Below are 25,676 nucleotides of genomic sequence, written 5' to 3' on the forward strand. Positions count from 1 at the left end.
CCGGCCGCTGGGTCAGCGGCCCGCGCCCTGCTCCTGGACTCTGCGCATCAAGACCGCCTGTTCCCGCACCAGTTGGTCGATCCGGGCCTGGAGGTGTGCCGCCTGCGCGGCCAGGTCCGGATGGCGCGGAGGCGACGGGGCCAGCGTGGGGCAGTGGTTGAGGATCGTCTCCAGGCGGCACCGCAGCGCGGGGCCCGGTTCCACGCCGAGCGCGCCGACCAGACGGCGGCGCGCGCGTTCGTAGACGCCGAGGGCCTCCGACTGCCGCCCGCACCGGTACAGGGCGACCATCAGCAGGTCGTAGGGGCGCTCGCGCAGCGGATGGGCGGCGGTGAGGCGTTCCAGGTCACCGACGATCTCGGTGTGTCTGCCACAGTTCAGGCTCGCCTCGTACAGGGCTTCCAGCGTGGTCAGGCGCTGCTCCTCCAGGCGGTCCGCCTCGGCCGTGCACAGGGGGCCGTGCGAGCTGTCCTGCAGGGCCGTGCCCTGCCACAGGGCGAGCGCCTGGCCGAGGAGGCGGGTCGCGTGGCGGGGGTCCTGGGGGGCGGCCGCCCGGCCCTGGCCGGACAGCCGGGTGAAGCGGGCCACGTCGGTCGAGGCGCTGCCCAGGCTCAGCAGGTATCCGGTGGGCAGGGTGCTGATCCACTCGTGGCCCGGAGCGGGCAGCAGCCGGCGCAGCCGGGCGACGTGGGTGTGCAGGGCGCTGGGTGCGTTGGCGGGGGGCCGGTCACCCCACAGTTCCTCCACCAGGCGGTCCACGGAGAGCTGTTGGCCCGCGTGGACGACCAGCGTGGCGAGCAGGGCCCGCTGTTTGGGGCCGGAGGGGGTGATGCCCGTTTGGGTCCCCCGGTCGTAGACGGCCACGGGACCCAGCAGCCGGAACTCGGTCGCCTCGATGGTCCCGGTGGCCTGGGTGTGTGCCGGGGCCGGTGCGGCGAGGTTGTGGAGGGTCATCGCGGTGTCGCGAAGGGGGCGCGGGCGGTCAGCGCGGCCTGGCGCACGTCGTCCTGGATCTGCCGGGCGACCTCGGGAAGGTGGTCCTGGAAGTAGAAGTGGCCGCCGTCGTAGAGGTGTCGGCCAAGGAAGTGCTCGCTGGATCGGGCCCAGCCGTCCAGGCGGTGCGGCGGCGCCACCTGGTCCCGGGTGCCGCCGAACACCGAGAGGGGCACCGGCAGCGGCGCGGTCAGCGGCGGAGTGCGCCAGGTCTCGCTCATGCGCAGGTCGGCGCGGATGGTCGGCTCGAACAGCTCCCACAGTTCGTCGTGGTCCATGACCTCGGAAGGAGTGCCGCCCATCGTCGCGAGCTCGTGGCGCAGTTCGGCGTCGCTCAGCAGGTGCCGGCGCACCGGGTCGCCGTCGGGGTGCAGTGTGCCGCGTGCGGAGATGCCGAGCCACAGGGGCGGTGTGCGGCCCATGTCCAGGAGGCGGCGGGTCAGTTCGTAGGCGACCAGTCCGCCCATGCTGTGCCCGAAGAACGCGTAGGGGCCCGTCAGGCGGGTGTCCAGCTCGTGCAGGAAGTGGTCGAGCAGGGCGCCGGCGTCGCTCAGTGCGGGGCGCCGGTCGCGGGGGCCGCGGCCCGGTGCGTCGGGGATCTGCACATCCCAGTGGGCGGGGAAGCTGGAGGACCAGCCGCGGTAGGCCAGATGCGAACCGCCGGAGTGGTGGAACACGAACAGGCGCAGCTTCGGCTCTTCCGCCTTGGGCATGGGCACTCCATCGACGAGACGCTTCGGCGTCCGGACCGGGTGACGCGGGGGCCCGGACCAGGGGAATGCCGACGATAGCGGCGCCCGGCCCGCGGCGGCGGCCGTCATGAGCGGGCCTCGAACCGCTCTCAAGTCCTTCTGGAGCGCGTCCTGGTGCGTCGACGCGCCCGCCCTCGTCGAGGACGGCGGGCGGGCGCGGACGGGGAGGGGATGTGCGTGGCCGACTCTAGGCGGGGTTCTGTCTCATGTCCTTTTCGCTGTACGGAACTTCGAGCTCGGCTGCGGCGATCCTGCCGCGCTGCCGGCTGCCCCGGCTCAGGCCAGGTCGTCGCGGGTCACCCGGCGGTGCGCGATACGCCATTCGCCTCGGGAGCGGACCAGGACGTCCTGCATGACGCACACGTACAGCACCTTGGGGCCGCCCTGGCCCGGTGTGGCGTGGACCAGGGCCGAGCAGCGGGTGTGCAGCGAACCGTCCGGCTGCGGCCGTACGTCGAGCATGCCGACCCAGTGGTCGAGGCGGCTGCCGGCCCGCCGCTGGTGGGCGGCGCCGGCGCGCACATAGTTCTCCAGCCCGGCGCGTGCCCGTATTGGCCCGGGCTGGGACAGCGGGTGCAGCAGGGCGTCCTCGGTGAAGGTCTCGGCCCAGCGCTCGGTGTCGTGCGTGTCCAGGAGCCGCATCTGGTGCGCGTAGAAGCGCTGCGCCTGTGCGTACAGGGCGGCGAACTCGTCGCCGGGCAGGGTGCGTTCGGCGGTGCCCGCAAGCTCGACGGTCATGGTCTCAAGCCTCCGCTTTTGTCCGCGTCCCCGGGGTGGGGGGACATCAGGGGGATCCCGGGCCGTGCCGGGGATCCGCTGTTGGGTACGGACAGTCTTCGAGGCGGTGATCGAGCATCTTTCAAGACCGCCTCAAGCGCTCCCGGCCGCCGTCCGGGGCTGGGGTGCGGGCTCGGGGGCTGCTGCGGGCTCGGGGGGCGGTGCGGGGAGGTTGCGGCGGGCGCGGTCGACGGTGGGGCCGATGGCCGCCGTGCCGGCCAGGAAGAGGGCGGCCAGGGCGAGCCAGCCCACCAGGTCGTGGCCGATGACGAGGAAGGCGACGAGGGCGGGTCCGAGGGTGGCCTGGATGACCATGTGGAGGTGGAAGGCGCCGAGGTATTCGCCGCGTGCCTGCTCGGGGGCGAGGCCGAAGCCGAGGCCGAAGCCGCTGGCGGCCTGCCACAGTTCGGCGAGGGTGAACAGCAGGACCGCGCCGAGGGTGACGGCGCCGGTGGCCCAGGATCCGGTGAGGGTCGCGGCGGCCAGGGCGGCGCAGGCCAGCACGCTGACCAGTCCCGATTTGCGGGCCGCGCGCACGGAGCCGTCCAGGGTCTCCGAGCCGCGGGCCGCCGCGACCTGGAAGAGGACCACCAGGACGGTGTTGACGGCGAGGATCAGCGGGACGAGACCGCGTGGCAGATCGGTGTTGCGGACGATCCACAGCGGTATGCCGGCGAGCAGGACGGCGCTGTGCAGGGCGAGCAGGCTGGAGGAGCCGATGACGCCGAGGAAGGGCAGGTCGCGCAGGACGCGGAAGGGTTTACGGCCGTCGGCGGCGGCCCGGGCGGCGTTCGCGGGCAGTTTCAGCACCAGGGCGGCCGCCGCCAGGAAGGTCAGGCCGTTGCCCAGCGGCAGCAGGCTGAGGGCGTCCTTGCCCAGGGAGATCAGCGCGGCCGCCGCCAGCGCGCCGGCCGAGAAGCCGGCGTTGAACAAGGAGCGCAGGGCCGCCCGCGCGGTGACGCGTTCGCCGTCGGGGACGAGTTCGGCGATCAGCGCGCCGAAGGCGGGTCCGCAGCCGTACTCCAGGGCGCCGATCAGGACGACCACCGGGAAGTAGGCGGCCGGTGAGCGCACGGCCGGGTAGAGGGCGTAGGAACCGGCCAGGAGGAACAGCAGGACGGCGAGCAGGCGCCGGGCGCCGGCCTTGTCGGTCATCCGGCCGAAGACGAGGCTGGCCACGAAGCCGCTGAGGCCGGCGGCGGACAGGCCCAGGCCGACGACGGTGGCGGGCAGGCCGGCCACGGTGACGAAGTAGACCGCGGAGCCGGCCATGAACAGGCCGTTGCCGAGGCTGTCGACGAAGTGCAGCGCGCCGAGTGTCCGGGCCGGGCCGCGTAATGACGAGAACGTGCGCTGGACGATCGCTTTCACGGCGGTGGGTCCCATCCTTGATGTGGTCCGGTTCGGTGGGGCGGTCCGGGCCGGTGTCCGGCCCCTGTGTTGCCTGTTGCCTGTTGCCTGGGGTGTGCTCAGGTGTCCTCGGGGGTGGTGGGCGGCAGGCCGGGAAGGCGGGCGGGGGCGACGACGACGCCGGTCAGGGCGGGCGCGGCCAGGTGGGTGGCCGCGGCGCGGGCCACGTCGGCCGCGGTCAGGGCGCGCAGCCGGTCCTCGTAGCCGGCCGGCCAGCTCGCGGGCAGGCCGCCGGCCAGCACCGCGGCGTAGGTCGAGGCCAGTCCGGAGCGGGAGGAGCAGGCCATCGCCATGGAACCGACGGCGTAGTTCTGGGCGTTGCGCAGTTCGCGTGCGCTGAAGGCGCCGTCCGCCAGGCGGCTGGTCTCCTGGGCGATGAGGGTCAGGGCGCGGGCGGCGCCGTCGTGCCGTACGTCGGCCTCCACGGTCAGTACGGCGTGGGCTCCCAGCGGGTCCAGGACGGCGCGGGGCGCGTAGGCCAGGCCCTCGCGTTCGCGCAGGACGAGGGTGAGGCGGCTGGCGTAGTAGCCGCCGAGCATGAGCGCGGCCAGTTGCAGGGCGGGGTAGTCGTCGTGGCCGCGGCCGGGGACCAGGCCGCCCAGGCGGAGCAGGGTCTGCGGGGTGGCGGGGTGGAGCAGGGTGCGGGGCGGGCCTGGGGCGGGCGCGGGTGGCGGGGGTGCGCCGCCGTCCGGCTCGTGGTGCGGGGCGGTGGTCGTGCGGGGCAGCAGGGCGGCCGCCTGCTCCAGGAGTTGCCCGGCCGGGTCGGGGCCGACGACGACGCTGTGGCGGCGGGGGGCCGGTGCGCTGTGCAGCAGGGCCGCGGTGTGCGTGCCGTCGACGCCGGCGGCCTCGGCGGCCGACGCCGTCCGGCCGTAGGGGTGGGGGCCGTAGGCGGCGGCGAGGAAGCCGCTGCGGGCCAGGAAGGCGGGCACGGTTTCGGCGGCGGTCAGTCGGCGGGCGACCCGGTCGGCGGCCGCGCGTACCCGGTCGCCCTGGTGGGGGCGGCCGGTGTCGAGGCAGTCGCGGATGCGGGCGCGGGTGGCGGCGAAGTCGTCGGCGAAGGTGCGTACCGCGATGACGGCCCGGTCGCTGCGTGCCTCCACTCGCAGGGTCGCGAGGTCCGCGGTGGCCTCGGTGAGGGCGTCGCGCAGGGCCTCGGCCATCACCTCGACCCGGCTGGGGTGCGCGCCGGGCGTGGGGGTCAGCGGGAACAGCAGCCTGGCTTCGGTCAGTTGCCCGGTTCCGGCGCGCTGGACGGCGACGGCCGTGCCGCGGCCCGTGGTCTGTTCGCTGTGCGCGGGGGCGCTGAAGTGCGGAACGGCCGCGGGCTGCGCGGCCGCGGCCCGGGGTGCGGTGGAGGCCGCCTCGGGTGCGGTGGGCGCGGCCTGGGGTGCGGTGGGCGGCGCGGCCTGGGGTGCGGTGGGTGCGGTGGGGGCGGTCATCGGGTGGCTCCTGCGGGGACGGCACCGGCCGCGGTCGGGGCCGGGGCCGCCGGGGTTGCCGGGGCGGGGCGGCTGGTGATGCGGGCGGCGGGGGCGGCGGCGTAGCGGGCGGCCGCGGCGGCCACCTGGGTGTCGGGCAGCTTCAGCAGGGCGTCGGGCAGGGCGGCCAGGTGGAGCGGGTCGCGGTGCACTGCGGCGCCGACGCACAGCCAGGACGCCTGGCTCGCCACGGAGTCCAGTTCGGCGTGCAGGGCCAGGGCGAGCTGGCGGCGGATGCGGGCCAGGGGCTCGGTGAGCTGTGCGGGGTTGTCGGCGATGTTCGCGAGGACGCTGCGCAGGCAGTGTTCGGCCTCGTCGGGTCCGGTGTCCGCGGGGTGCGGGAAGTCCACGGCGAACAGGGCGTCGCGGGAGACGTCGAAGGGGTTGCCGGTGCGGTGGGCGCGGGCCTTGAACGTGCCCCAGGTCCGCCGGGCGGCAAGGTGGCAGGCGCAGTCGGTGCCCAGGCTCTCCAGCAGTTCGCCCAGCAGGACGGTGGCGAGGTGGGCGTCGGGTGCGGTGGCCGGGTCCGGGGTGCGAAAGCCGATCGCGGTGCGAGCGGCGGCGGCGATGCGTTCGTCGCGCAGTGCCCGGCGCGGCGCGGTGAGCGGGGCCTCGGGGGTGTGGGTGCGGGGCGGTGCGGGGCGGGGCGGCACGGATCCCAGGTGCCGCTCGGCCAGGTCGCGGGCGTGCGCGGGGTCGAAGTCGCCGGCGAGGGCGAGGTGGATGTTGCCGGGTGCGTAGGACTGCTGGAAGAAGCGGCCCAGTTCGGCGGGGCCGAGGTCTTCGAGGGCGTCGATGTCGCCGTATCCGTTGTGCCGGTTGTGCCAGCTGTCGTGCAGCAGGGCGGGCAGGTCGAACAGGACCAGTCCGCCGTGCGGGCGTTGCAGCATGTTGCGGCGGATCTCGGCCTGGACGACGGCGATCTGCGCGGTGACGTGGGGCAGGCCGAGGTCGGGGTCGGTGAGCCGCTCGTGTTCGATGCGCAGGCCCAGATCGAGTGCGCCGGCCGGGAGGATGGAGGTGTACTGGGTGTAGTCGGCCGCGGTGCGCGCGTTGGCGGTGCCGCCGGTGGCGGCGACCGCGTCGGTGAGCGGCCTGCTGCTGGAGGCGCCCTGGGCCAGGACGTGCTCCAGCAGGTGGGCGGCGCCGGCGACCGGTTCGTTGCGAAAACCGGTGCCGACGTGCAGGCAGGTGGCGACGACCTGGCAGCCCGGCAGCGGCTGCAGCAGGACGCTCAGCCCGTTGTCGAGGACCAGGGCGGTCGGCTGTGAGGTCATCGGTTCGTCCCTTCGCGCATACCCCGGCCGTCGGTCTGGGGAAGAAGCGAAGCTCCCGCGGAGCACGACGTCCGCACCGTCCTCAGGGCGATTCGGCGACTCGTCTTTGGCCGACGCACCGCACTCACAGGGGGGTTGATAGCGTGCGAGGTGTGACGCAGCAGGTCCGGCGGGCTTTCAAGTACCGCTTCTACCCCACGCACGAGCAGGCGGCTGAGCTGTCGCGCACGTTCGGTTGCGTCCGCACGGTGTACAACCGGGCGTTGGAGGAGCGCACACGGGCCTGGAACAGCGAACAGCGCCGAGTCTCCTACAGCCAGTCGTCCGCCGCGCTGACGCAGTGGAAGAAGACCGAAGAGCTGGCCTTCCTGACCGAGGTGTCCTGCGTTCCGCTCCAGCAGGCCCTGCGGCATCTGCAGACGGCGTTCAACAACTTCTTCGCCAAGCGGACCGGGTACCCGCGCTACAAGTCGCGGAAGAAGTCCCGTGCGTCGGCCGAGTACACCCGCAGCGCCTTCCAATGGCACAAGGGGGCGCTGACGCTGGCCAAGATGTCCGGGCCTCTGGACATCCGCTGGTCGCGTCCGTCGCCGGCGGGGGCGGAGCCGACGACGGTGACCGTCTCCCGTGACAGCGCGGGCCGTTGGTTCGTCTCCCTGCTCTGCGAGGACACCGTCACCCCCGCCCTCGCCACGACGGCGGCTGTCGGTGTCGACGTGGGAATCTCCTCCCTGGTGACCCTGTCCACCGGGGAGAAGGTCACCAACCCCAAGCACGAGCGGTGCGACCGCGCCCGGCTGGCCCGTGCGCAGCGGGATCTGTCGCGCAAGGTCAAGGGCTCGAACAATTGGGCCAAGGCCCGTGTGAAGGTCGCCCGCGTCCACGTCCGGATCGCCGACCGGCGCCGGGACTTCCTGCACAAGCTGTCGACTCGTCTCGTCCGTGAGAACCAAACGGTCGTGATCGAGGACCTCGCCGTCCGCAACCTGTTGAAGAACGGCCGCCTCGCGCGCGGCATTTCGGATGCGTCGTGGACGGAATTCCGCTCGATGCTGGGGTACAAGTGCGCCTGGTACGGGCGTGAACTTGTCGTGATCGACCGCTGGTTCCCCAGCAGCAAGCTGTGTGGAATCTGCGGCACGATCTTCGGGAAGCTGCCTCTGCACGTCCGCAACTGGACGTGCGGCACGTGCGAATCCGTCCATGACCGCGACGTGAACGCGGCATGCAACATTCTGGCCGCCGGACTGGCGGCGTCTGCCTGTGGAGACGGTGTAAGACCTCAACGGGGATCCTCCCGGACGGGGCGGTCGTCGGTGAAGCAGGAAACCCAGCGAGCGACCGCTGGAATCCCCTGCCCTTAGGCAGGGGGGAGGTCAATGGTGCTCCTCGTCCCACAGGGAGGTGTCGCTGCGCAGCAGCGAGTAGAGAACCTGGTCGTGCCAGCTCCCGGAGCGCCACTGGGCGGAGCGCAGGGTGCCCTCGCGGGTGAAGCCGGCTTTTTCCAGGGCGCGTTGCTCGGCGAGGTTGGCGTGGTCGGTGAAGGCCTGGACGCGTTCGGCCCGGGTGTGGGCGAACAGGTAGCCGGCGATCTGGCGCTGGGCGGTGGTTCCGGTGCCGCGGCCGCGGGCGGCGGGAATCAGGGCGATGGCGATGGTCCAGCAGGCCGAGGTGTCGGGGCGTCCCCAGGCGGAGGCGAACCACTCGACGCGGCCCACCGTCTCGCCCGCCGCGGTGATGGTGAGCATGCCGCTCTCGCGGCCCAGGAGTCGGTCCTCGGCGAAGCGGTCGCGCAGCCGGTGGGTGGGGGTGAACCCGAACCACTGGTAGGGGCCGGTGCCGTCCTTGGTGGTGAACTCCCGCTCGAAGAGGTCGAGATCGCCGGGGACGACGGGTCGCAGGGACACTTCGCTGCTCATGGGATGGGCTCCTTGGCCGCCGGATCGGTGTGTGCCGCGCCGAGTTCTCCGGCGGGCACCGGGGCCTCAGCATCCACCACGTCGTGCCAGCCGGGCGGGGCGAGCGTGCGGCTCAGGTCGCGGTGTTCGGCCAGCCAGCGGCAGGCGAAGCGCACCAGGTCGCGCAGCGGCAGGGCCCGGCAGTGCGCGCCGCCGATGCGGGTGCCGGCGAGCGGGGCTCCGGAGGTTTCGTAGGCGGCGCCGAGGGTGTCGAAGTCGCCTTCCCACACCAGGAGTTCGGGTACGGCCTGCCAGCGGCTTCCGCCGTGCCCGTCGGGTTCGGGCACCGCCCACAGGCCGGAGCGCCGGCCCGGGTAGGCGGTGGCGTACTCGGCGAGGTGCAGGGCGGTGGTCTTGTGCCAGGGGGCGCCGAGCAGCAGGACGGTCGCGTCGAGGTCCCACAGCCGGCCGAGGGGGCCGTGGGCGGCGAGCCGCCAGGCCGTGGGGTGCTCGCGCACGATGGTCTCGGCGCGGGGGCCCTGGGCGGCGAAGGAGACGTGCGGGTGGCAGGAGCGCAGGGTGCCGGGCTGGGTGCGCAGGAGTTCGGGCAGGACGCCCATGGTGCGGGCGGCCGGGGTGCGGCGGGGGTCGAAGGGCGGCATCTGGGCGGCGGTGCGCGGGTCGGCGGCGGCGTGGGCGAGGTCGGGTGCGCGCCAGGTCGACGGATGGCACAGCTGGGGGGTGAAGGCGGGCATGACGAGGGTGCCCCGGGGGCCCAGGGTGTCGCGCAGGGCGAGCAGGACGCTGTGTGCCCCGCCGACGACGTAGCCGAAGGAGCTGAGGGAGGTGTGGGCGATGACGGTGGCGCCGGGGCGGATGCCCAGGGCGGTGAGGCCGTCGGCCAGCGCGGAGCGGGTGACGATGTGACGTCCCGTCATCGGGGTGCCTCCGCGGGGGGTTTCGCCGGTGCGGGGGTGAGTTCGTCGGCGACGGCCGACAGGACCCAGCGGTACCAGGCGCGGATGTTGCCGGGCCGGCTGAGGGGGTGTGCCTCGGAGCGGAAGAACGCCACCTCGCTGCGTACCCCCTGGCGGGCGAGGGCGCGGTGGGTGCGCAGGGTCTCGGTGGGCGGGACGAGTCCGTCCTGCAGTCCGTGCGAGAGCAGGACCCGGGTGCCGGGCCGTACGGGGCGCGGGGCGAGGCTGTTGATCTGGTAGAGCGGGCGCCATTCGGTGGGGTCGCCGAACTCGCGGATCCACTGCCAGCCCACGTCGCTGCCCTCGGCGACCTGGGTGAGGTCGAGGGGGGCGGCGTGGGTGACGACGAGGTCGGGGTTGAGCAGGTCGGCGGTGGTCAGGGCGAGGTAGCCGCCGAAGCTGCCGCCCATGAGGGCGAGGGGGGAGTCGAGCAGGCCTTCGGCGGCGCGGACGGACTCGACCTGGGCGGCGGCGGCGGCCGCGATGCCGCCGCGCCACTGGCGCCAGCCGGTGCGGACGGCGTCGGGGTAGCCGAGGCTGAGCGGGGGTTCGACCAGGATGACGGCCAGGCCGCAGGCGACGAACGGCCAGGGGTTCCACCGCCAGGACCATTCGCTCCAGCTCTGGAACGGGCCGCCGTGGTAGAGGACGACGGTGGCGTGGGCTGTGCCGTTCTCGGGCAGGCACACCCAGCTGGCGAGGTCGCCGTCCAGGTTGGGGAGGTGCTGGCGCCGGTAGTGCAGCCGGCCCGGCCGCTCGGGTGCCTCGGCGGACACGACGTGTTCGCCGGTGCGGCCGGGGTGCGGGCCGGGGTGCAGGGGGGTCACTTCCAGGGCGGGCGGTGTGTCGGGGGCGGAGCTCAGGACGGCGGCGCGGCCGTCGTGGACGCGGGCGTTGATCACCGAGGCGCGGGCGGGCACCGGCCGCCAGGTGGCGTCGTCCAGGTCGTGGACGTACAGGCCGCGGCGGGGTCCCGACTCGGCGGTGCACACCAGGCGGCGCGGTCCGTCCCAGCCGATGGGGCGCTGCCACAGGCCGTCGTCGGCGGCCAGCAGTTCGGGCTGGTGCAGTGGTTCGCCGACGAGGCAGGCGAACTGGGCGATGGGTGTGTTGTCGTGGCGCGGTGTGGTGCCGAGGTAGGCGACCTGCCCGCCGGGGCCCGGTACGGGGTAGCAGAGGTCGACGTCGTCGGAGAAGAGTTCGCGGGTGGCCTCGCCGTGGTCGGCGTTCAGGGAGAGCAGGCCGAAGTTGCGGACGCCGTGGCGGTGGTGGCGCAGGGCGCCCAGGAACAGGGTGGTCTTCGTGGCCCAGGCGGCTTCGCCGGAGAGGGCGAGGCCGGCGGGGACGTGGGGGGTGAGCAGGCGGGTGCCGGTGCCGTCCAGCGGCACGAGGTGGACCTGCCACTCTTTTTGGGGTTGTTTGGCGTAGCTGAGCGTCATGTCGGAGCCTTGGGCCCATACGGCGTCGGAGCCGGCGAGCAGGTCCTGGGGGTGTTCTCCGGGTCCGCCGAAGGTGCTGGTGGTCACCGCGATCTGGCCGCCGCCCGGCCGGGGGGCGAGTGCGCCGACGCGTCCGGGGGTGGTGAGCAGGAGCTGTTCGGGGCCGCCGTCGGCGGGGCGCAGTTCGACCAGGGTGCGCCCGTCGGCGCGGCGGACGCACACGTAGCCGCCGGGCACGGGCAGGGCCTGGGTGGCCCAGGGCAGGGTCCAGCCGGCGTGCCAGGTGCCGTCGGGGTGGCGCCGGTAGTGCACCAGGTGGGGGTGTTCGGCGCCGTGCCGGGTGGGTACGTCGGCGCGCAGCAGCAGTCCGTCGTCGCCGTAGGCGGCGACTTCCCTGGGGCGTGGTTCGGTGCAGTACGCCTCGGCCAGGGCCAGGCCCGGGGCGAGGCGGGTGGGGGTGGGTGCGGGTGGTGCGGTGGGGTTCATCGGGCCGCCGCCGGCGCCCGCAGCAGCCGTGTGATCAGGGCCAGGTCGAAGGCGCCGGCCAGCCGGGCGGCTTCCGCGGTGTCGCGGAAGCCGCGTTCCAGGGCGCACAGCCGGTAGTCGTGGTCGGAGCCGGCCTGCCACAACTGGCGCAGCAGGGTGTGGCGTTGCGGGGTGGGCAGGGGGTGTGCGCCGGGTGGCAGCAGCAGTCTTCGGCAGCGCTGTTCCAGTTCGTCCAGGGTGGTGCCGGTGACGGCTTCGGCGGGCAGGTCCTGGTAGACGAGCCGGCCGGGCGGCAGGCGGAAGGTGCGGGCCAGGAGGCGTTCGTCGGCGGTCCAGTGGGCGGTGGCCTCGGTGCCGCGGGCCAGCCGGGCGTGGGGGCGGGTGGCGGGGGCGAATCCGGCCGCGGCCAGGAGCCGGCCGGCCGTGCCGGTGGTCCGGGTGGTGGCGGCGGCCATGCGCAGGGCGTAGGCGCGGTGCCGGTCGGGGAAGTCGGTGGCGAACAGTTGCAGGCAGGCCAGGGCGAGTCGGGCGCCGACGGCGGAGCCGGGTTTGAGCGGCCGGTGCTCGAAGTCTCCTTCTCTGCCGTAGGAGCTGGTCCACACGTCGGCGGTGGCGGGGGCGAGGGGTGGCGGGACGGGGCGGGCGGCCAGGGTGTCCAGGGCGTTTTGGGCGTCGCGGGTCTTGATGTCGCCGTGGTGGCGCAGGTGGTCCAGGAGGAGTTGCATGGCGTCGCGGTCGGGGCCGGCCGCGTGGCGCAGGCCGGTGGCGGAGCGTTCGGTGAAGTGCAGGCGGGCGGCGGCCTGTTCGAGGCGGGATGCCTGGTGGGTGTCCAGTTTTCCGGCCTGGAGCAGTTCGCTCAGTCCGTGCCGGACGCAGACCATCGCCTCGGTCAGCCGGCGGGCGCCGGCGCTGTCGTCGGTGTGGAGCACGGCGACGTCCGCGTCCGCGTTCAGGTGTCCGGCGCGGGCCTGGGCGTAGACCTGGCCCAGGCCCTGCATGCCGAAGGCGGCCAGTTCGGCGGCGCGCAGGGCGCCGAGGCTGGCCGTGCCGGCGACGTGTACGCCGCGGGCGAGCTGGGCGAGGATCTCTTTGTGCCGGATGGGTGCGAAGTGCTGGTAGACGCCGTCGACGATCAGTATCTGGTCGCCGGGGCGCAGGCACAGGTCGAACAGGTCGCCGTGTTTGACGGGTGGCCGGTACTCGAAGCCGGCGGGGCGCAGGCCTGCGGGCAGGGTGGGGCCGACGAAGGCGATGCGGCGGGGGGTCACGCGAAGCTCCTGCTGGCGAGGGACTGCGGGCGTGGGTGTTCCAGGGCGAGGCCGAGTCCGGGTGCGAAGACCTGGACGACGGCGGGCCAGGGCCGGCGGTCCGGGGTGAGGTCGACGGCGATGACGGGCCGGCCGGTGGTGTGGTGCACGGCGGTGACGAGGCCGTCCAGCACGTCGCCCAGGTGGGCGGGCGGCGCGGTTGCCGCGGTGGGCATCGGCTCGGTGCGGGCGGGGGTGGGGCGGGGCCGGTCCGGTGGGGCGCCCAGGCGGCGGAAGGTCCACTCGGGGATGTCGTCGCGTCCGCCGCTGATGGTGGAGCCCCGGCTCTGGACGGCTTCCAGCAGGGCCCGTTCGGCGGCGATCGCGGGGTCGGTGTGGCAGCCGGACCCGGCGAAGATCTGCCACATCTCGGGCTGGGTCAGCCAGCAGGTGTAGGCCCAGGTGCCGGGCAGGGAGGGGATGCGTTCCAGGGCGACGTCGGCGCCGGCGGCGTGGATGCGGGCGACGACCGCGCCGAGTCTGTCGCCCACGGTGTCCAGGTCGGTGGCGATCGCCTCGCCCGGGCGCAGGCGGGCCAGGGCGTCGCGTTCGACGCTCTCCAGCAGTGCGTGCAGGGTGGCCTCGGTGTGGTCGTTGCCCGAGGCCAGGCCGTTGGTGGTGGTGACGAAGGTGGGGGGCTGCCAGCGGGCGGCGGCCCAGCCGCGCAGTCCGACGGCGGCCGAGGGGACCAGGCCCTGCGTGCCTGAGGCCAGGTCCCAGCCGTTGGTCCATTCCAGGACGGTGCGGTCGTCGACCAGGGAGACGGGGTGCAGGGTCAGGTCGTCGACCCCGTAGCCGGGGGCCAGGGTGCGGGCGGTGCCGCGGGCCACGCCGGCGGGCCGGGCCTGCTCGGCGACGGCGACCTCGAGGGACTCCATCACCGCGGAGATGCGGGCGGCGGTGTGCGACATGCCTTTGCCGGCGCTGGCGACCAGGGTGGCGGCGGCGGGCCGGATCGCCGTCCACACCGGGACGTGGAGGATGTCCAGGCCGGTCAGGTCGGCGACCCGGGTGATGCCGCGGGCGGCGAGCTGCGGCTCCAGGCGGGCCCAGGTGTCCTCGAGGCCGGCCGTGCGCAGGGTGCCCTCGCTGACGGCCGCGGGTCCCCCGCCGCTTATCCAGGGTGCGCGGTCCGGTACCCGCGGCGCGGTCACCGGTGTTCCCTGCGAAGGGTGACGGCGGCCCGGGTCGCGGCGTCCTCGTCGGCGCGGGCGAGGTGGGCGAGCAGGGCCTCGCGCAGCAGCGCGGTGCGTTCCTTGAGGGAGTGCCGGTGGTGGCTGTCGTGCAGGGCTTTGAAGGCTTCGTCGCCGAGGAAGCCGGCGAGGAACACCTCGGCGAGGTTCTGCGCGGTGGGCTCCTCCACGGTGATGGCGACGTGGATGGAGTTGCCCTGGCGGGCGGTCGCGTAGTGCGGGGTGCCGTGCGGCATGTACATCACGTCGCCGGGGCGCAGGGTCAGCTCGATGCGGCGCTCGTCGGGGATGGCGCCCTCGTGCAGGACGGAGTCGCTGGTGGAGGTCTCGTCGACGCGGCCCACCACCCAGTCCTTTACGCCGGCGACCTGCAGGATGAAGACGTGCGCGCCGTCCATGTGGGCCTGCATCGCCGTCTTGCCGGGCGGGCTGAGGAAGACGAAGGACTCCAGGCCGCCGCTGAAGTGCGGTTCCAGGGCTTTCACCAGGGTGCGGATGCGCGGGTGCCAGTGCTCGGCCTGGTTGAACTTGAAGGTGGCGCCGTTCGCGAAGTCCTCGCGGATCCGCTCCGGTTCGATGAAGCCGGGCAGTTCATGGCCCACGACGTTGCGCTTGCGGGTCATGTCGCTGATCGCGGTGCGTACGCCCTCGTTGAAGATGGTGAAGTAGGGCCGGGACAGCAGGCCGCAGTCGACCTCGTCCCACATCTCCTGCTCGGTGATGAGCCGGCTCAGGTCGCTGTGCGCGCGCAGGACGACGGGCTGGTTCGCCCAGTGCTCGCGGAAGAAGGCGTCCAGGGCGCCGACCAGGTGCTCCAGACGGGCCGGCACCACATCGCGGCCGCCGTCGCGGGCGCCGTCCGGGCCGGCGGGCTGCGCCGGTGCGGCCTCACGGATCTCGGTGGTCGTGGTGGACATCAGCCGATCGCCTCCCGCATCGTCTTGAGCGCCGTACGCGCCCAGTGGTCCTCCTCCAGCGTCCTGGCCTGTCGGGTCAGGGCCGAGCGGACCTCGCCGGTGCGTGCCCGCAGCGGGCGGGTGTGGAAGTGGTGGACGAGGTTGTGCTCGTCGTCGAGGAACCGCCGCAGCAGCGCGTCGACCAGGTCCTCGGGGGTCGGTTCGGTGAGCGTGAACGTCAGGTGCAGGGAGTCGCCGCCGCGGGCGACGGCGTCGTGCGGCCAGCCGTGCGGCAGGTAGAGCACGTCGCCCGGTTCGAGGGTGAAGACGTGTGTGGGCCGGGCGGCGTCCACGTCCAGGCCCGCCGAGGCGCCGACCTGGTCCGGTTCGGCGTACAGGTGCCACTCCTTGCGGCCTTCGAGCTGGATGACGAGCACATGGGCGGCGTCCCGGTGCGGGAGCATGCCGCGCGACTCCTCGGGCGTGAAGAAGACGTAGGAGTTGACCGCCACGGGCAGCAGCTCCTCCAGCTGCCGCGCGATGGCGCGGGTGGGCCGGTGCCAGTCCCCGATCTGGTTGAGCTTCAGGGAGGCGCCGTCGGCCATGTGGCGGGCGACGGCCCGCGCGTCGGCGAATCCGGCGGCCTTGTGCCCGATCACGTCCCGCTTCGTCGTGTACGACGACACCGTGGGCACCTCACCGTGCTTGAGCAGGGTGAAGTAGGGCCACTTGAGGAGGCTGGCGTCGAGCAGGCGCCGGACGGTGTCCGAGGTGAGCAGGGCCGAGGGGTCCAGTGCCTGCCTCTCGACGCGGTGCGCGAGGCCCCAGGTGGTGTCACCGAGGAGCCTGCCGGTCAGGGCGGCAGGCAGAGGAGTGGCTGCGGTCATGCGCGTGCCAACCTTTCCGGTCGGGGGCGCCTGGGAGCGGTTCGCTCCCAGGCGTCCACCTGTCGTGCTGCTCAGGCCTCGTTGATCTGGCTGAGGACGGTCATGGGGGCGTCGGCGGCCTCCTCGTTGTTGTTGAGGACCGCGGCCTTCTCCGGGTCGAGGACGCCCTCGCCCGCCAGGCGGGACTCGGCCGGCGAAGCGACGGCGTCGGTCTCGTTGAGGGACTGGAAAACGTCGCGCAGAGCCATGCGAAACCTCCTTTGGGGCCACTGCCGTTCAGTGACCGCACCTGGAGAGAACACGACCGGACTCGGGATGCGCCTGAAGACCTCTCGCGCCTCACTCGAACAACCGGCCCCAGCCGCCGAACCCACGACCAGGCCCCCCGGGAGTCCTCCTCCCGGGGGGCCTGGCACGGCCGCGGCACCCGAACCGGCGGCCCGGCCCGCGACCGCCCCGGGTGTCCCCGGCACACCCCGAGCCCGGCGGCGGGCGCGGGCAGCGGGCACTAGCGTCCGGTGTCGGCCGTTCTGGCCGCACCGGTGCGGGTGGTGCTCACGTGCCGGGGTGGAGCGGGCCGGTGGCCGGTGGCCGGGCCGGCACCAGGCTCAGGTGCCGCCGGCCGGCCGTCCGCTCGCGCGGGATCCCGGCCGGCCGGGACACCACCGCGTGCGGCGCCGGTGCGGCCGGCCGCGGGTGCCGTGCGGGCGCGGGAAGCGGGCGCGTCCCGGTCACCGCGTCCTTGAGTGCGTCGGCGAACACCTCGATGTCCTTGGCCGAGTTGTCGTGGTGGACGGAGGCGCGCACGGCCGTGACGACACCCAGCTTCGGCAGGTAGAGGGGGACCTCCTCGGCGACCGTCTTCCACACGACCACGCCGCGGTCCGCGAGCCGGCGGCGCACCAGGGCGGCCGGCACGTCCTGGTGCCGGAAGGTGACGATGCCGCTCTGGAGGTGTCCGGGGGCGATCAGTTCGGTGCCGGCCGTGTCCTCGACGGCGGCGCGCAGGCCGGGAGCGAGGTCGGGCTGCGGGGACACGGCCGCGTGCAGGGCCAGGGCCTGGTTCAGCGCGGCGGCCGCGGCGCCGTGCGGCGCCGCGAGCGACAGGCCGCCGTGCGGGGCCAGGGCCTCGCGCAGCCGCGGTGTCACGCCGGCGAATCCGGCCGCGTACGGGCCGCGCAGGAACCGCCAGCCGTCCCCGGTCAGGAGGTGGCAGCCGATGCGGGCGATGTCCACGGGCAGTTGCCCCGCCGCGTACGAGGCGTCGACGGCGTACAGGCACCGGTGCGGGGCGAGGATGCGCCCGATGTCCTCGACGGGATGGACGATGCCGCAGCCCGAGGGGACGTGGGGGACGCAGACCAGGGCGACGTCGTCGCCGATGTGCCGTGCCATCCACTCCAGGTCGAGGTCGCCGTCGGGGCGCAGCGGTACGACCTCCAGCCGGCAGCCGGTGCGCGCGCGCAGCGCGAAGACGGCGCTGAGGTTGGCGGCCGACTCGTAGGGAGTCGCCCAGACGCGGTCGCGCGGGCCCAGCGGCAGCCGGGACAGCACGGCGGCGAACGCGTCGGCGGCGCCGGTGCACAGGAAGGTGTCGCCGGGCGGCGCGCCGAGCAGGGCGGCCAGGTGTTCGTGGATCTGCCGGTGCAGGACGTCCTCGAGGCGTTCGTCCAGCTCGTAGGGCCCGTAACGGTCCTCGAAGCGCGTCCACTCGGTGAGGACCTCCCGTACGGCGTCGGGCATGCGGCCGGCGCCGGCGGCATCGAGGTGGATCCTGCGGTCACCGTGGGATTTCTCGTTCACTTCAGGGGCCTCCCCCCACAGGTGAGACAAATGATTGCCTAGTTCTTGGCAACACCTTGCCTGGGGTGTTGGATGTTTGGCAACCTCGGACACCAGCGGCTCAGGCGCGGCTCTAGTACGGGGCCGACGACGGGGATCCCGGCCGCTTCCCATCCGGTTCTCCAGGAATTGCCAAGCGTTGCCAGAGCATTTCCGGCTCTGCCAGAGATTCTCGTTTCCACAGCTCAGGGCGGCTTTTTCTAGGCAAATCCGTGGCGCCGGACGGCTTCCTGGAGTGTTCCTGGCGTGCACCTTGAGTCCGAATCGACCCATTCCCGACCAATTTGCGAGCTTTCGTTGCCAATCTTCTTGGCAGAAGGTTGCCAAGCAACGAAAACGAAATTGACACCGAGGAGCCCGCCATGAACCGCATCGCCCGCATCGCCATCGCCGCCGCCGCCCTGACCGCCTTCTCCGCCGCCGGCACCACCGCCGCAAGCGCGATCGACTGGCCGGCGACGGCGAAGGCGGCCACCGCGGTCCAGGCCGACGGCATCGACTGGCCGGTCGCGCCCGCCGCCCTCCAGACCACCGGCGGCATCGACTGGCCCGTCGCCCCCGCCGCCCTCCAGACCACCGGCGGCATCGACTGGCCCGTCGCCCCCGCCACCGCCCAGACCACCGGCGGCATCGACTGGCCCGTCGCCCCCGCCACCGCCCAGACCACCGGCGGCATCGACTGGCCCGTCGCCCCCGCCACCGCCCAGACCACCGGCGGCATCGACTGGCCCGTCGCGCCCGCCGTCGCCAGCGTCTGATCCGCTTCCGGGCATCCGTGCCCGCCCCGTGACGCCCCCGCAGGCAGCCATGCCGCGCGGGGGCTTCGGCGTTTTCGGGGGCGGCGTCGCGCGGGACACCCCGGGTGGTCGCCGGGCACTCCCCCGTTCCGGGCGTCCTGGCAACCTCACGCCCCCGGCTCCGACGGCAAGGCCCCCTCGCCACCAGCGGCTCCAGTGCCGCTCGACCACTTCAGGACGCCACCTCAGGCCAGACTTGCCAATATTCAGGCAACGTTTTGCCAAGCCGGAAGGCGCTGTCACAGGGAGCGGGTACCCGATGTCCATCTCCGAGCTCATCGAGCAGCAGGTCCAGGAGCGTCCCGACGCGGTCGCGGTGCGCCGTCCCGGGCCGGACGACGGTCCCGGCGGGGGCCTGACCTACCGGGAGCTGGGCCGCGCGGCCAACCGTCTCGCCGCCCGTCTGCGGGACCGCGGCATCACCCGCGGCGACCGGGTGGCGATCGCGCTGCGGCCGGGTCCGGAGACGGTGACGGCGTTCCTCGGGATCGTGCGGGCCGGAGCGGTCTGTGTCCCCCTGGACCCCGCCGACCGTGTGCAGCGGCGGCGGCTGATCGTGCGGGACAGTGCGGCCGTCGCGGTGCTGACCGGGAGCGCGGGCGCCGCGGACTACGCGGGTCTGGACGCGGTGGTCCTCGCGCTGGACGCCGAGGCGCCCGAGATCGCCCGGCGCCGCGAGGCCCTGCCCGTCCCGTCCGCCGGCCCGGACGACGCGCTGTGCGTCCGCTACGCCTCCGGTGCCGTCGAGGGGGTCGTGGTGTCACAGCGCGCGGTGCTGGACCTCGTACGTTCCGCCGGTTCTTCGCCGGTGGCCCCTGACGGCGTGGTGGCCCGGGCCGGCGGCGGGCCGGCCTTCGAGGCCCTCGCCTTCGCGGTGCGCACCGCCCTGACCTCGGGTGCCGGGCCGGCCGGAGGGACGGACAGGGACGACGGAAACGGCAGGGACGGCGGGGGGCGGGAGGTGGCCGGGCGGGCGGAGGACCGGGTGGAGCTGTGCGGCCGCAGTTTCGGGCTCGGTGAGGTCGAGTCGGTGCTGAGCGCGCACCCGGCGGTGTCCGCCGCCGCGGTGTCCCTGCACGAGGGCGCGGACGGCGACAGGCGGCTGGTGGCGCATGTGGTGCCGGCCGTCGTGGCTCCGGCGGCCGCCGAGGAGGACGCGCAGACCGCTCGGTGGAAGGAGATCCACGAAGCGCTCCACGCGAAGGCCGCGGCCCGTGGGCCGGGTGAGGACTTCACCGGCTGGAACAGCAGTTACGACGCCCTGCCGATCCCGCTGGAGGAGCTGCGGGAGTGGCGGTGCGCCACCGTGGAGCGGATCCGGGAGCTGCCGCGCCGCAGGGTTTTGGAGATCGGTGTGGGCACCGGGCTGCTGCTGGCCCGGCTGGCCCGTGACGAGGAGGTCCACGAGTACTGGGCCACCGACTTCTCCCCCGCCGCCATCGCCGCGCTCACCGCGGGGGTGGAGGCGGATGCGGTGCTGAAGGACAAGGTGCGGCTGGACTGCCGCGGCGCCGAGGACACCGGCGGGCTGCCCGCCGGGCACTTCGATGCGATCGTCGTCAACTCGGTGATCCAGTACTTCCCGGGCCTGGCCCGGCTGCGTACCGTCCTTGAGCGGCTGCTGCCGCTGCTCGCGCCGGGCGGCTCGATCCTTCTGGGTGATGTGCGCAGCCTCGACCTGGCCCGCTGCCTGCAGACCGGGATCGCGCTGGCCCGGCCGGGCGCCGCCGAAGGCGACCGGGAGGCGCTGCGCGGCGCCATCGGCCGCCAGGTGGCCGCGGAGAGCGAACTGCTCCTGTCCCCCGCCCTGTTCGGCGCGCTCGCGCGGGACCTGCCCGCCGTGCGCGCGGTCGACGTACGGATCAAGCGGGGTGTGCACCACAACGAGCTGAGCCGCTACCGCTACGACGTGCTGCTCTCCACCGCCGAGCCGGTCGCCGACCTGCGCGGTGCGCCGGTCGTGCGCTGGGACGCGGACGCCGGCGGCGGCCTGGAGGTCGTTGACCGGGCGACGGCGGCGCGTCCTGCCGTGCTGCGCCTGGCCGCGATACCCAACCGGCGGGTGCACGACGAGTACGCGGCGATGCGCTCGCTCTTCGATCCGCTGGAGGGCATCGACCTGGCGCCGCAGGACGCGCCCGCGCCGGATCCGGAGGCGCTGTGCGAGCGGGCCGAGCGTCTGGGCTACCGGGCTCTGCCCACCTGGGGGGAGACCCCCGGGCTCCTGGACATCGTCCTGCTGGATGCCGCGCGGGTGCCCGCGGGTGTGGTGACGGGTGTGTACGTGGCGCCCGGTGCCGGGGTGGAGGGGCGCACCGGTGGCGGGGTGGAGGACGGGGCCGGTGCCGGGGTGGAGGTATGGCCCGGTGCCGGGGTGGAGGACGGGGCCGGTGCCGGGGTGGAGGTATGGCCCGGTGCCGGGGTGGAGGTATGGCCCGGTGCCGGGGTGGAGGTATGGCCCGGTGCCGGGGTGGAGGACGGGGCCGGTGCCGGGGTGGAGGACGGGGCCGGTGCCGGGGTGGAGGACGGGGCCGGTGCCGGGGTGGAGGGGCGCACCGGTGGCGGGGTGGAGGCCGGTGCCGGGGTGGAGGTATGGGCCGGTACTCCGGCCGCCTTGGAGCACGGTGTGGATCTGGAGGCGGTCCTGCGTGCCCATCTGCGGGAGCGGCTGCCGGAGCACATGGTGCCGTCCGCGCTGATGACCTTGCGGGCCCTGCCGCGGGACGCCACCGGTGCGGTGGACCGTGCGGCGCTGCCGGTGGACGTGCCCGCCGCCGGGCACGGGGGCACCCAGCCCGGCACGCCGGTCCAGGAGATCGTCCGTGATCTGTTCGCCGAGGTGGTGGGCCTGCCCCGGCACCGGGTGCGGGCCGAGTCGGACTTCTTCCGCATCGGCGGGGACGCGCCGGCGGCGGCCCGGCTGCTGTCCCGGGTCCGCGAGACGCTGGGCGCCGACCCGGGCGGCCGGGCGCTGTACGGGGCGCCGACGCCGGCCGCGTTCGCCTTGCTTGTCGGCGACGCGCGCGCGGCGGTGACCGGGCCGGGTGAGACGGCCGGTGACAGCCGGGCGTTCTCGCTGCGGCTGCGTGGTCCGCTGCAGGTGCGTGCCCTGGAGGCGGCCCTGGAGGATCTGGGGCGGCGCCATGAGGCGCTGCGCAACTCGCGGCTGGGCTCGGCCGGTACCCGGCTGCGGGCGCTGGCGGCCGAGGACCATCTGCTGGAACTGGCGCTGCCCGCCGACTCGGTCGACCTGTGGTCGCATGTGCCGCTGGCCGCCGATCTCGCCCGGGCTTATGGGGCGCGGGCCGGCGGGGGCGTCCCGCACCGCCGTCCCGCCGGGCTGGACGCGGCGCCCCGCGCGGTCTTCGGTGACCGGGCGCCCGCCGTGCTGCCGGGCAGCGGGCCGCGGTCCGGGCCTGCCTCCTACGGCACCTTGGACAGGAGCCTGGACGCGGGAGTGCACGCGCGGCTCACCCGGCTGGCCGCCGAGCAGGGCGCCACGGTGTTCATGGTGGTGCACGCCGCGCTCGTGGCCCTGCTGAGCCGGCTGGGCGCGCAGGACCCGGTCACCGTGGCCGCGCCCGTCCCGGCGCGGGACACGGCCGCGCTGCGGGAGGCGGTGGGCCCCTACGGGCGGGTGCTGGCGCTGACCGTGGACACCTTCGGTGATCCGGCGTTCGGTGAGCTGCTGCGCCGGGTCCGCGAGCGGGACCTGGCCGCCTACCGGGACGGTGAGGCGGCGCTGGCGGCGCTGCCCGGCGGGGTGGCGCTGGCCGTGGTGCAGGAGTGTGTGGGCCGGTTCGAGGCGGCCGGGCTGTCGGTGGGGGCCGAGCAGTGCACGCCCGCGGTGCCGGCCGCGGACTGGGGGCTGACGCTGACCGAGCGGCAGGGTCCGGCGGGCGAGGCGGCCGGGATCGCCGTCACGGTCACCTTCCGTCACGAGACGCTCGGTGAGAGGGCGGCGGCCGTCCTCGCCGACCAGTTCACCGCCGTACTGCGCTCGGCCCTTGAGGCACCCGCGACGCGGCTGAGCCGGCTGCGGCTGCTGCCAGGAGCGGTGGCCGGGAGCGGGGTGTGGGCGGGTGCGCAGGTGCCGCTCGTGCGCGGGGACGTGGCGTCGCTGTTCGCGGCGCAGGTCGCGCGGGCTCCTGGGGCGCTCGCGCTGAAGGGTCTGGACTACGCCGAACTCGACGCCCGTTCCGATCTGTTGGCGCACGCCCTGATCGAGCACCGGGCCGGTCCGGGCAGCTGTGTGCTGACCGCGCTGTCCTCACCGGCCGGGTTCGCGGTGGCCGCGCTGGCGGTGGCCAAGACCGGGGCCGCGCTGGTGCCGGTCGACCCGTCGCTGGACCTGGACCCCTCGCTGCACCCGGTGGTGCTGCTGCTGGACGAGACCGCGGACCTGCTGCTGCCGGGCGTGCCGGGGGCGGCCCGGCTGGTGCGCGAGGAGATGGCCGGCCCGCGGCCGGCGGCCGGGCACTGGCCGGTGACGCAGGCCGACCGGATCCGGCCGCTGCGCGCCGAGGACCCGCTGTTGCTGCTGCCCGGTGAGGGCGGCACCGTCGCGGTGGGCGGTGAGGCGCTGAGCGCGGCGGCGCGGGCCGACGCGGCCTGGCTGGTGCGCGGCTACCCGGACGGCGACGCGGCGATCGGGCTGCTGGGCGCCCTGGTGGGCGGCGCGCGCGTGCACGTCCCGGACGGTTCGCTGACCTGCGACGTGCCGCACGAGGTGCTGGGGTGGCTCGGCCGGCAGGGGGCGCGGGTGGTGCTGGGCGGTGCGGACGACGTGCTGAGCGCGCTGGTCTCGCTCGCCCGGAGCGAGGGTGCGCGGCTGACCGTGAGCGGCGGCTGGGCCGAGGCCAGGCTGGTGGTCGAGCACACGCCGGGCGCCCCGGCCCGGCCCGCCGCGGGCCATCGCGCCTATCTCCTGGACGCGCGGCTGTGCCCGGTGGGCCCGGGCCGGACCGGGTCCTTGTACATCGCGGGGGTGGGCGTGGCCCGCGGCTACCTGGGGGCGGGCGCGGCGGGCGGTGAGCGGTTCCTGCCCGATCCGTTCGCCGGGCCGCAGGGCACCACCGCCCGGATGTGGCGTACCGGGCGGGCCGCCCGGCTGGATGAGTACGGCAATCTGCGGGTGCTGGACGGTGCGGCCCACGACGATCCGTTCGACGACGCGTCCGCCGCCTTCGTGGTGCTGGCCGACGCGGCCGGTCACCGGGCCCTGTGGCCGGCGGCGGCCGCGGTGCCGAAAGGCTGGTACGAGACGCGCGCGCAGGACCTGTACGAGCTGTAGGCACGCAGGACCTGTACGAGCTGTAGGGGTGTAGGGGGTGTGTCGGGCGGGGGGGGTCAGGTTCCGGAGGGGGCCGGGGCGTCTGGTGCGGTGGGGCCGCTCGGTGCGGCGGGGCCTGCCAGGGATTCGGCGAGGATGCGCCAGATGTCCGCGGCCAGGTCGATGTTGGCGCCGGCCTGGGCCTGCTCGGCCAGGTCCCGCAGTCCCTGGATGCCGCTCGGGTCGCCGGAGCGGATGCGCAGCTGGTTGCGGAGGATGTCCAGGCGGACCCGGTCGCGGTAGCTCATCCTCAGTTCCATCTCGGCGAGTTCGCCGAGCAGGGTGTGGACCTCGTCGTAGCGGGCGCGGAAGAAGGCGACGTCCGCCTTGAGCGCGAGCAGGTCCTGGCGCAGGCCGGGGGTGCCGACGAAGGCGAGTGCGGGCTCGGCGTCGGTGAGGCACCGCTCGGCGGCCTGGGCGTTGGGCGGCTGCTTTTGCAGGTACAGGCGGCTGGCCGTGAACCGCAGGCGCAGCCACAGGACGAGGTCGTCGCGGCTGCTGAACTTCTCCAGGGCCTCCTCCAGGTAGATCTGCGCGGCGGTGTGGTCGCCCTGGCGCAGGCGGACCACCGCGGCGGTCCACATGGATTCCGCCCACAGGGCGTCGCTGCGGCCCGCGACGCGTTCGACGAGTTCGTCGGCGTGGGCCCGGGCGTCCGGCATCCGGCCCGCTTCGGCCTCCACCGAGATCAGCGCCAGCAGCACCGCGGCGCGGTCCTCCGCGTCGAGGTCGTCCTCACGGGCCAGGTGGTGGGCGGCGGTCGCGGCGTCGAGGGCGGCGGTGATCTCGCCCAGCGCGCGCAGGCAGCGGGCCAGGCGGGTCAGGCCGCGCACCCGCAGGGCGACCAGCCCGACCGCGTCGCCGAGCTGTACCAGTTCCTGCAGGTACTCCCGTTCGCCGCCGTGGTCGCCCTGGACGCGGCGCTGCCCGGCGAGCTGCCACAGGGCCTGCCAGCGCAGTACCGGCGCCTCGTGGCCCTCGGCCGCCAGGGCTTCGCGCAGGGTTTCCATCGCCGTCTCGGAGCCGGTGGAGGAGACCAGCGACAGTGCGTTGGCCAGTGAGCCGCCGGCGGGTTCCTCGAAGTCGGCCGCGTCCAGGCCGAGCCGTTCGGCGAGGTGGGCGACGGCCCGTTCGGTGGGCTGGCGTGCGCCGGACTCCAGGCGGGAGAGGTATCCCGTGGACATGCCGTCACCGGCCAGGGCTGTCTGGGACAGCCCGCGGGCCTGTCGCAGTTTGCGGAGACGACGGCCGAACGCGGGCTGACGCAGCATGTGACCATTCCCTGGGACGGACGGTGGGGGCGGCCCCGCGGGGCCGGGGGCGGAACGTGGTGCCAGCGTCCCGGTGCATGGGGCCGCAACGAGCGTAGGGGGCCGGGCAAGGGCGGGGCAATGTTTTGCCAGATGCCGTGCCTCGGAGTTCGTGCGGGCCTCAGGGGTTCGTCTGGCGTTCCTCAAGCGGCTCTTGAGCGGTTGCGGGCAATATCTCCAGCGCCGGGGCCGGTACCTGCGCACCGGCCCGTCCTCGCTCACGGGAGCTGTCCTCGTCCGCGTCCACGGAGGATTCTGATGAAACACGCGGTTCCTGCCCGCCGCGCCGCCCGCGAGAGCCCGGTCGGCCGACCGGCGCCGATGGGTGACCCCTCGTGCGACGACGGCGACGACGACATCAACTGGCCCTAGCGGCAGTCCCTTTCCCCGAAGTGGTGCGGGCATGACGGGCGCGGCGCGGGGGCGGGGGTGATGGCTCAGGGCCGGGCGGCTGCGGCGCCGGCCCGCTGCAGGGCGCGCGCCAGGCTGCGGGGCCCGCCCGGGTCGGGGGGGGGGGCGGCCCCCCCCCCCCCCCCGGGGGGGCCCCCCCGGGGGGGGGGGCCGGGGGGCCCCGGCGCCCGCCCCGGGGCCGGGGGCGGGGGAACCCCCCCCCCCCCCCCCG

19 protein-coding genes are annotated in these 25,676 nt (G+C 74.6%); 3 read left to right on the forward strand and 16 right to left on the reverse strand.

The window, feature by feature from the left end; translation table 11 throughout:
- Nucleotides 1–12: 12 nt before the first annotated feature.
- The 6 genes from ACF07B_RS07670 to ACF07B_RS07695 all read right to left on the reverse strand — a co-directional run bounded on the left by ACF07B_RS07670 (nucleotide 13) and on the right by ACF07B_RS07695 (nucleotide 6,690).
- Entirely contained in the window at nucleotides 13–954 is a 942-nt protein-coding gene (locus ACF07B_RS07670) for a BTAD domain-containing putative transcriptional regulator (protein ID WP_392178158.1), read from the reverse strand.
- Nucleotides 951–1,706 carry a thioesterase II family protein gene (locus ACF07B_RS07675; RefSeq protein ID WP_392178159.1) on the reverse strand — a complete coding sequence of 252 codons (756 nt, stop codon included), beginning with the start codon at nucleotides 1,704–1,706 and terminating at the stop codon, nucleotides 951–953. The genes ACF07B_RS07670 and ACF07B_RS07675 overlap by 4 nt, the downstream gene beginning before the upstream one ends.
- Before the next feature lie 315 nt (nucleotides 1,707–2,021).
- Nucleotides 2,022–2,483 (reverse strand): nuclear transport factor 2 family protein, encoded by a 462-nt coding sequence (locus tag ACF07B_RS07680; RefSeq protein ID WP_392178160.1) that lies wholly within the window; start codon nucleotides 2,481–2,483, stop codon nucleotides 2,022–2,024.
- 132 nt (nucleotides 2,484–2,615) lie between these two features.
- A complete protein-coding gene (locus ACF07B_RS07685; protein WP_392178161.1) occupies nucleotides 2,616–3,893 on the reverse strand; it encodes an MFS transporter in 1,278 nt (425 codons plus the stop codon).
- A gap of 98 nt (nucleotides 3,894–3,991) precedes the next feature.
- Nucleotides 3,992–5,374, reverse strand: coding sequence for a M16 family metallopeptidase (locus tag ACF07B_RS07690; RefSeq protein ID WP_392178162.1), 1,383 nt, complete (start codon nucleotides 5,372–5,374; stop codon nucleotides 3,992–3,994).
- Complete coding sequence (locus ACF07B_RS07695; protein WP_392178163.1) at nucleotides 5,371–6,690, reverse strand: M16 family metallopeptidase; 1,320 nt, start codon at nucleotides 6,688–6,690, stop codon at nucleotides 5,371–5,373. Before ACF07B_RS07695 ends, ACF07B_RS07690 begins: the two co-directional genes overlap by 4 nt.
- 152 nt (nucleotides 6,691–6,842) lie before the next feature.
- Here ACF07B_RS07695 and ACF07B_RS07700 point away from each other — a divergent pair, with 152 nt between their 5' ends.
- Entirely contained in the window at nucleotides 6,843–8,054 is a 1,212-nt protein-coding gene (locus tag ACF07B_RS07700) for an RNA-guided endonuclease InsQ/TnpB family protein (RefSeq protein WP_392178164.1), read from the forward strand.
- Nucleotides 8,055–8,066: 12 nt separating this feature from the next.
- Here the strand turns inward: ACF07B_RS07700 and ACF07B_RS07705 are convergent, their stop codons facing one another.
- The 9 genes from ACF07B_RS07705 to ACF07B_RS07745 all read right to left on the reverse strand — a co-directional run bounded on the left by ACF07B_RS07705 (nucleotide 8,067) and on the right by ACF07B_RS07745 (nucleotide 17,576).
- On the reverse strand, nucleotides 8,067–8,609 hold the full coding sequence (locus ACF07B_RS07705) for a GNAT family N-acetyltransferase (protein WP_392178165.1): 543 nt from the start codon (nucleotides 8,607–8,609) through the stop codon (nucleotides 8,067–8,069).
- The gene (locus ACF07B_RS07710; protein ID WP_392178166.1) at nucleotides 8,606–9,526 is read right to left on the reverse strand and encodes an aminoglycoside N(3)-acetyltransferase; all 921 of its coding nucleotides are present in this window, start codon (nucleotides 9,524–9,526) and stop codon (nucleotides 8,606–8,608) included. Before ACF07B_RS07710 ends, ACF07B_RS07705 begins: the two co-directional genes overlap by 4 nt.
- On the reverse strand, nucleotides 9,523–11,490 hold the full coding sequence (locus ACF07B_RS07715; RefSeq protein WP_392178167.1) for an alpha/beta hydrolase family protein: 1,968 nt from the start codon (nucleotides 11,488–11,490) through the stop codon (nucleotides 9,523–9,525). The genes ACF07B_RS07710 and ACF07B_RS07715 overlap by 4 nt, the downstream gene beginning before the upstream one ends.
- On the reverse strand, nucleotides 11,487–12,758 hold the full coding sequence (locus tag ACF07B_RS07720) for a TfuA-like protein (RefSeq protein WP_392178168.1): 1,272 nt from the start codon (nucleotides 12,756–12,758) through the stop codon (nucleotides 11,487–11,489). The genes ACF07B_RS07715 and ACF07B_RS07720 overlap by 4 nt, the downstream gene beginning before the upstream one ends.
- Nucleotides 12,755–13,951, reverse strand: coding sequence for a YcaO-like family protein (locus ACF07B_RS07725; protein WP_392178169.1), 1,197 nt, complete (start codon nucleotides 13,949–13,951; stop codon nucleotides 12,755–12,757). Before ACF07B_RS07725 ends, ACF07B_RS07720 begins: the two co-directional genes overlap by 4 nt.
- A complete protein-coding gene (locus ACF07B_RS07730; protein ID WP_392178170.1) occupies nucleotides 13,948–14,907 on the reverse strand; it encodes a JmjC domain-containing protein in 960 nt (319 codons plus the stop codon). Before ACF07B_RS07730 ends, ACF07B_RS07725 begins: the two co-directional genes overlap by 4 nt.
- Nucleotides 14,907–15,773: a JmjC domain-containing protein gene (locus tag ACF07B_RS07735; protein ID WP_392178171.1), complete on the reverse strand. Its 867-nt coding sequence runs from the start codon at nucleotides 15,771–15,773 to the stop codon at nucleotides 14,907–14,909. The genes ACF07B_RS07730 and ACF07B_RS07735 overlap by 1 nt, the downstream gene beginning before the upstream one ends.
- 71 nt (nucleotides 15,774–15,844) lie before the next feature.
- Complete coding sequence (locus ACF07B_RS07740; protein ID WP_351867782.1) at nucleotides 15,845–16,021, reverse strand: hypothetical protein; 177 nt, start codon at nucleotides 16,019–16,021, stop codon at nucleotides 15,845–15,847.
- Between the two features lie 307 nt (nucleotides 16,022–16,328).
- Complete coding sequence (locus tag ACF07B_RS07745; protein ID WP_392178172.1) at nucleotides 16,329–17,576, reverse strand: aminotransferase class V-fold PLP-dependent enzyme; 1,248 nt, start codon at nucleotides 17,574–17,576, stop codon at nucleotides 16,329–16,331.
- Nucleotides 17,577–17,977: 401 nt separating this feature from the next.
- Here ACF07B_RS07745 and ACF07B_RS07750 point away from each other — a divergent pair, with 401 nt between their 5' ends.
- Together ACF07B_RS07750 and ACF07B_RS07755 are read left to right on the forward strand one after the other, a co-directional pair.
- Entirely contained in the window at nucleotides 17,978–18,373 is a 396-nt protein-coding gene (locus ACF07B_RS07750; protein WP_392178173.1) for a hypothetical protein, read from the forward strand.
- 298 nt (nucleotides 18,374–18,671) lie between these two features.
- Nucleotides 18,672–23,705, forward strand: coding sequence for an AMP-binding protein (locus tag ACF07B_RS07755; protein WP_392178174.1), 5,034 nt, complete (start codon nucleotides 18,672–18,674; stop codon nucleotides 23,703–23,705).
- Between the two features lie 56 nt (nucleotides 23,706–23,761).
- Here the strand turns inward: ACF07B_RS07755 and ACF07B_RS07760 are convergent, their stop codons facing one another.
- The gene (locus ACF07B_RS07760; RefSeq protein WP_392178175.1) at nucleotides 23,762–25,015 is read right to left on the reverse strand and encodes a helix-turn-helix domain-containing protein; all 1,254 of its coding nucleotides are present in this window, start codon (nucleotides 25,013–25,015) and stop codon (nucleotides 23,762–23,764) included.
- Between the last annotated feature and the right edge of the window lie 661 nt (nucleotides 25,016–25,676).

Source organism: Streptomyces sp. NPDC015532, assembly GCF_043078065.1.
In the GTDB taxonomy this organism is placed as follows: Bacteria; Actinomycetota; Actinomycetes; order Streptomycetales; family Streptomycetaceae; genus Streptomyces.

Coding starts and splice junctions, on each gene's coding strand:
- ACF07B_RS07675 (WP_392178159.1), bottom strand. CDS start 1,706: ATGCCCAAGGCGGAAGAGCCGAAGCTGCGCCTGTTCGTGTTCCACCAC.
- ACF07B_RS07735 (WP_392178171.1), bottom strand. CDS start 15,773: ATGACCGCAGCCACTCCTCTGCCTGCCGCCCTGACCGGCAGGCTCCTC.
- ACF07B_RS07705 (WP_392178165.1), bottom strand. CDS start 8,609: ATGAGCAGCGAAGTGTCCCTGCGACCCGTCGTCCCCGGCGATCTCGAC.
- ACF07B_RS07690 (WP_392178162.1), bottom strand. CDS start 5,374: ATGACCGCCCCCACCGCACCCACCGCACCCCAGGCCGCGCCGCCCACC.
- ACF07B_RS07670 (WP_392178158.1), bottom strand. CDS start 954: ATGACCCTCCACAACCTCGCCGCACCGGCCCCGGCACACACCCAGGCC.
- ACF07B_RS07750 (WP_392178173.1), top strand. CDS start 17,978: ATGAACCGCATCGCCCGCATCGCCATCGCCGCCGCCGCCCTGACCGCC.
- ACF07B_RS07695 (WP_392178163.1), bottom strand. CDS start 6,690: ATGACCTCACAGCCGACCGCCCTGGTCCTCGACAACGGGCTGAGCGTC.
- ACF07B_RS07680 (WP_392178160.1), bottom strand. CDS start 2,483: ATGACCGTCGAGCTTGCGGGCACCGCCGAACGCACCCTGCCCGGCGAC.
- ACF07B_RS07740 (WP_351867782.1), bottom strand. CDS start 16,021: ATGGCTCTGCGCGACGTTTTCCAGTCCCTCAACGAGACCGACGCCGTC.
- ACF07B_RS07715 (WP_392178167.1), bottom strand. CDS start 11,490: ATGAACCCCACCGCACCACCCGCACCCACCCCCACCCGCCTCGCCCCG.
- ACF07B_RS07760 (WP_392178175.1), bottom strand. CDS start 25,015: ATGCTGCGTCAGCCCGCGTTCGGCCGTCGTCTCCGCAAACTGCGACAG.
- ACF07B_RS07710 (WP_392178166.1), bottom strand. CDS start 9,526: ATGACGGGACGTCACATCGTCACCCGCTCCGCGCTGGCCGACGGCCTC.
- ACF07B_RS07730 (WP_392178170.1), bottom strand. CDS start 14,907: ATGTCCACCACGACCACCGAGATCCGTGAGGCCGCACCGGCGCAGCCC.
- ACF07B_RS07755 (WP_392178174.1), top strand. CDS start 18,672: ATGTCCATCTCCGAGCTCATCGAGCAGCAGGTCCAGGAGCGTCCCGAC.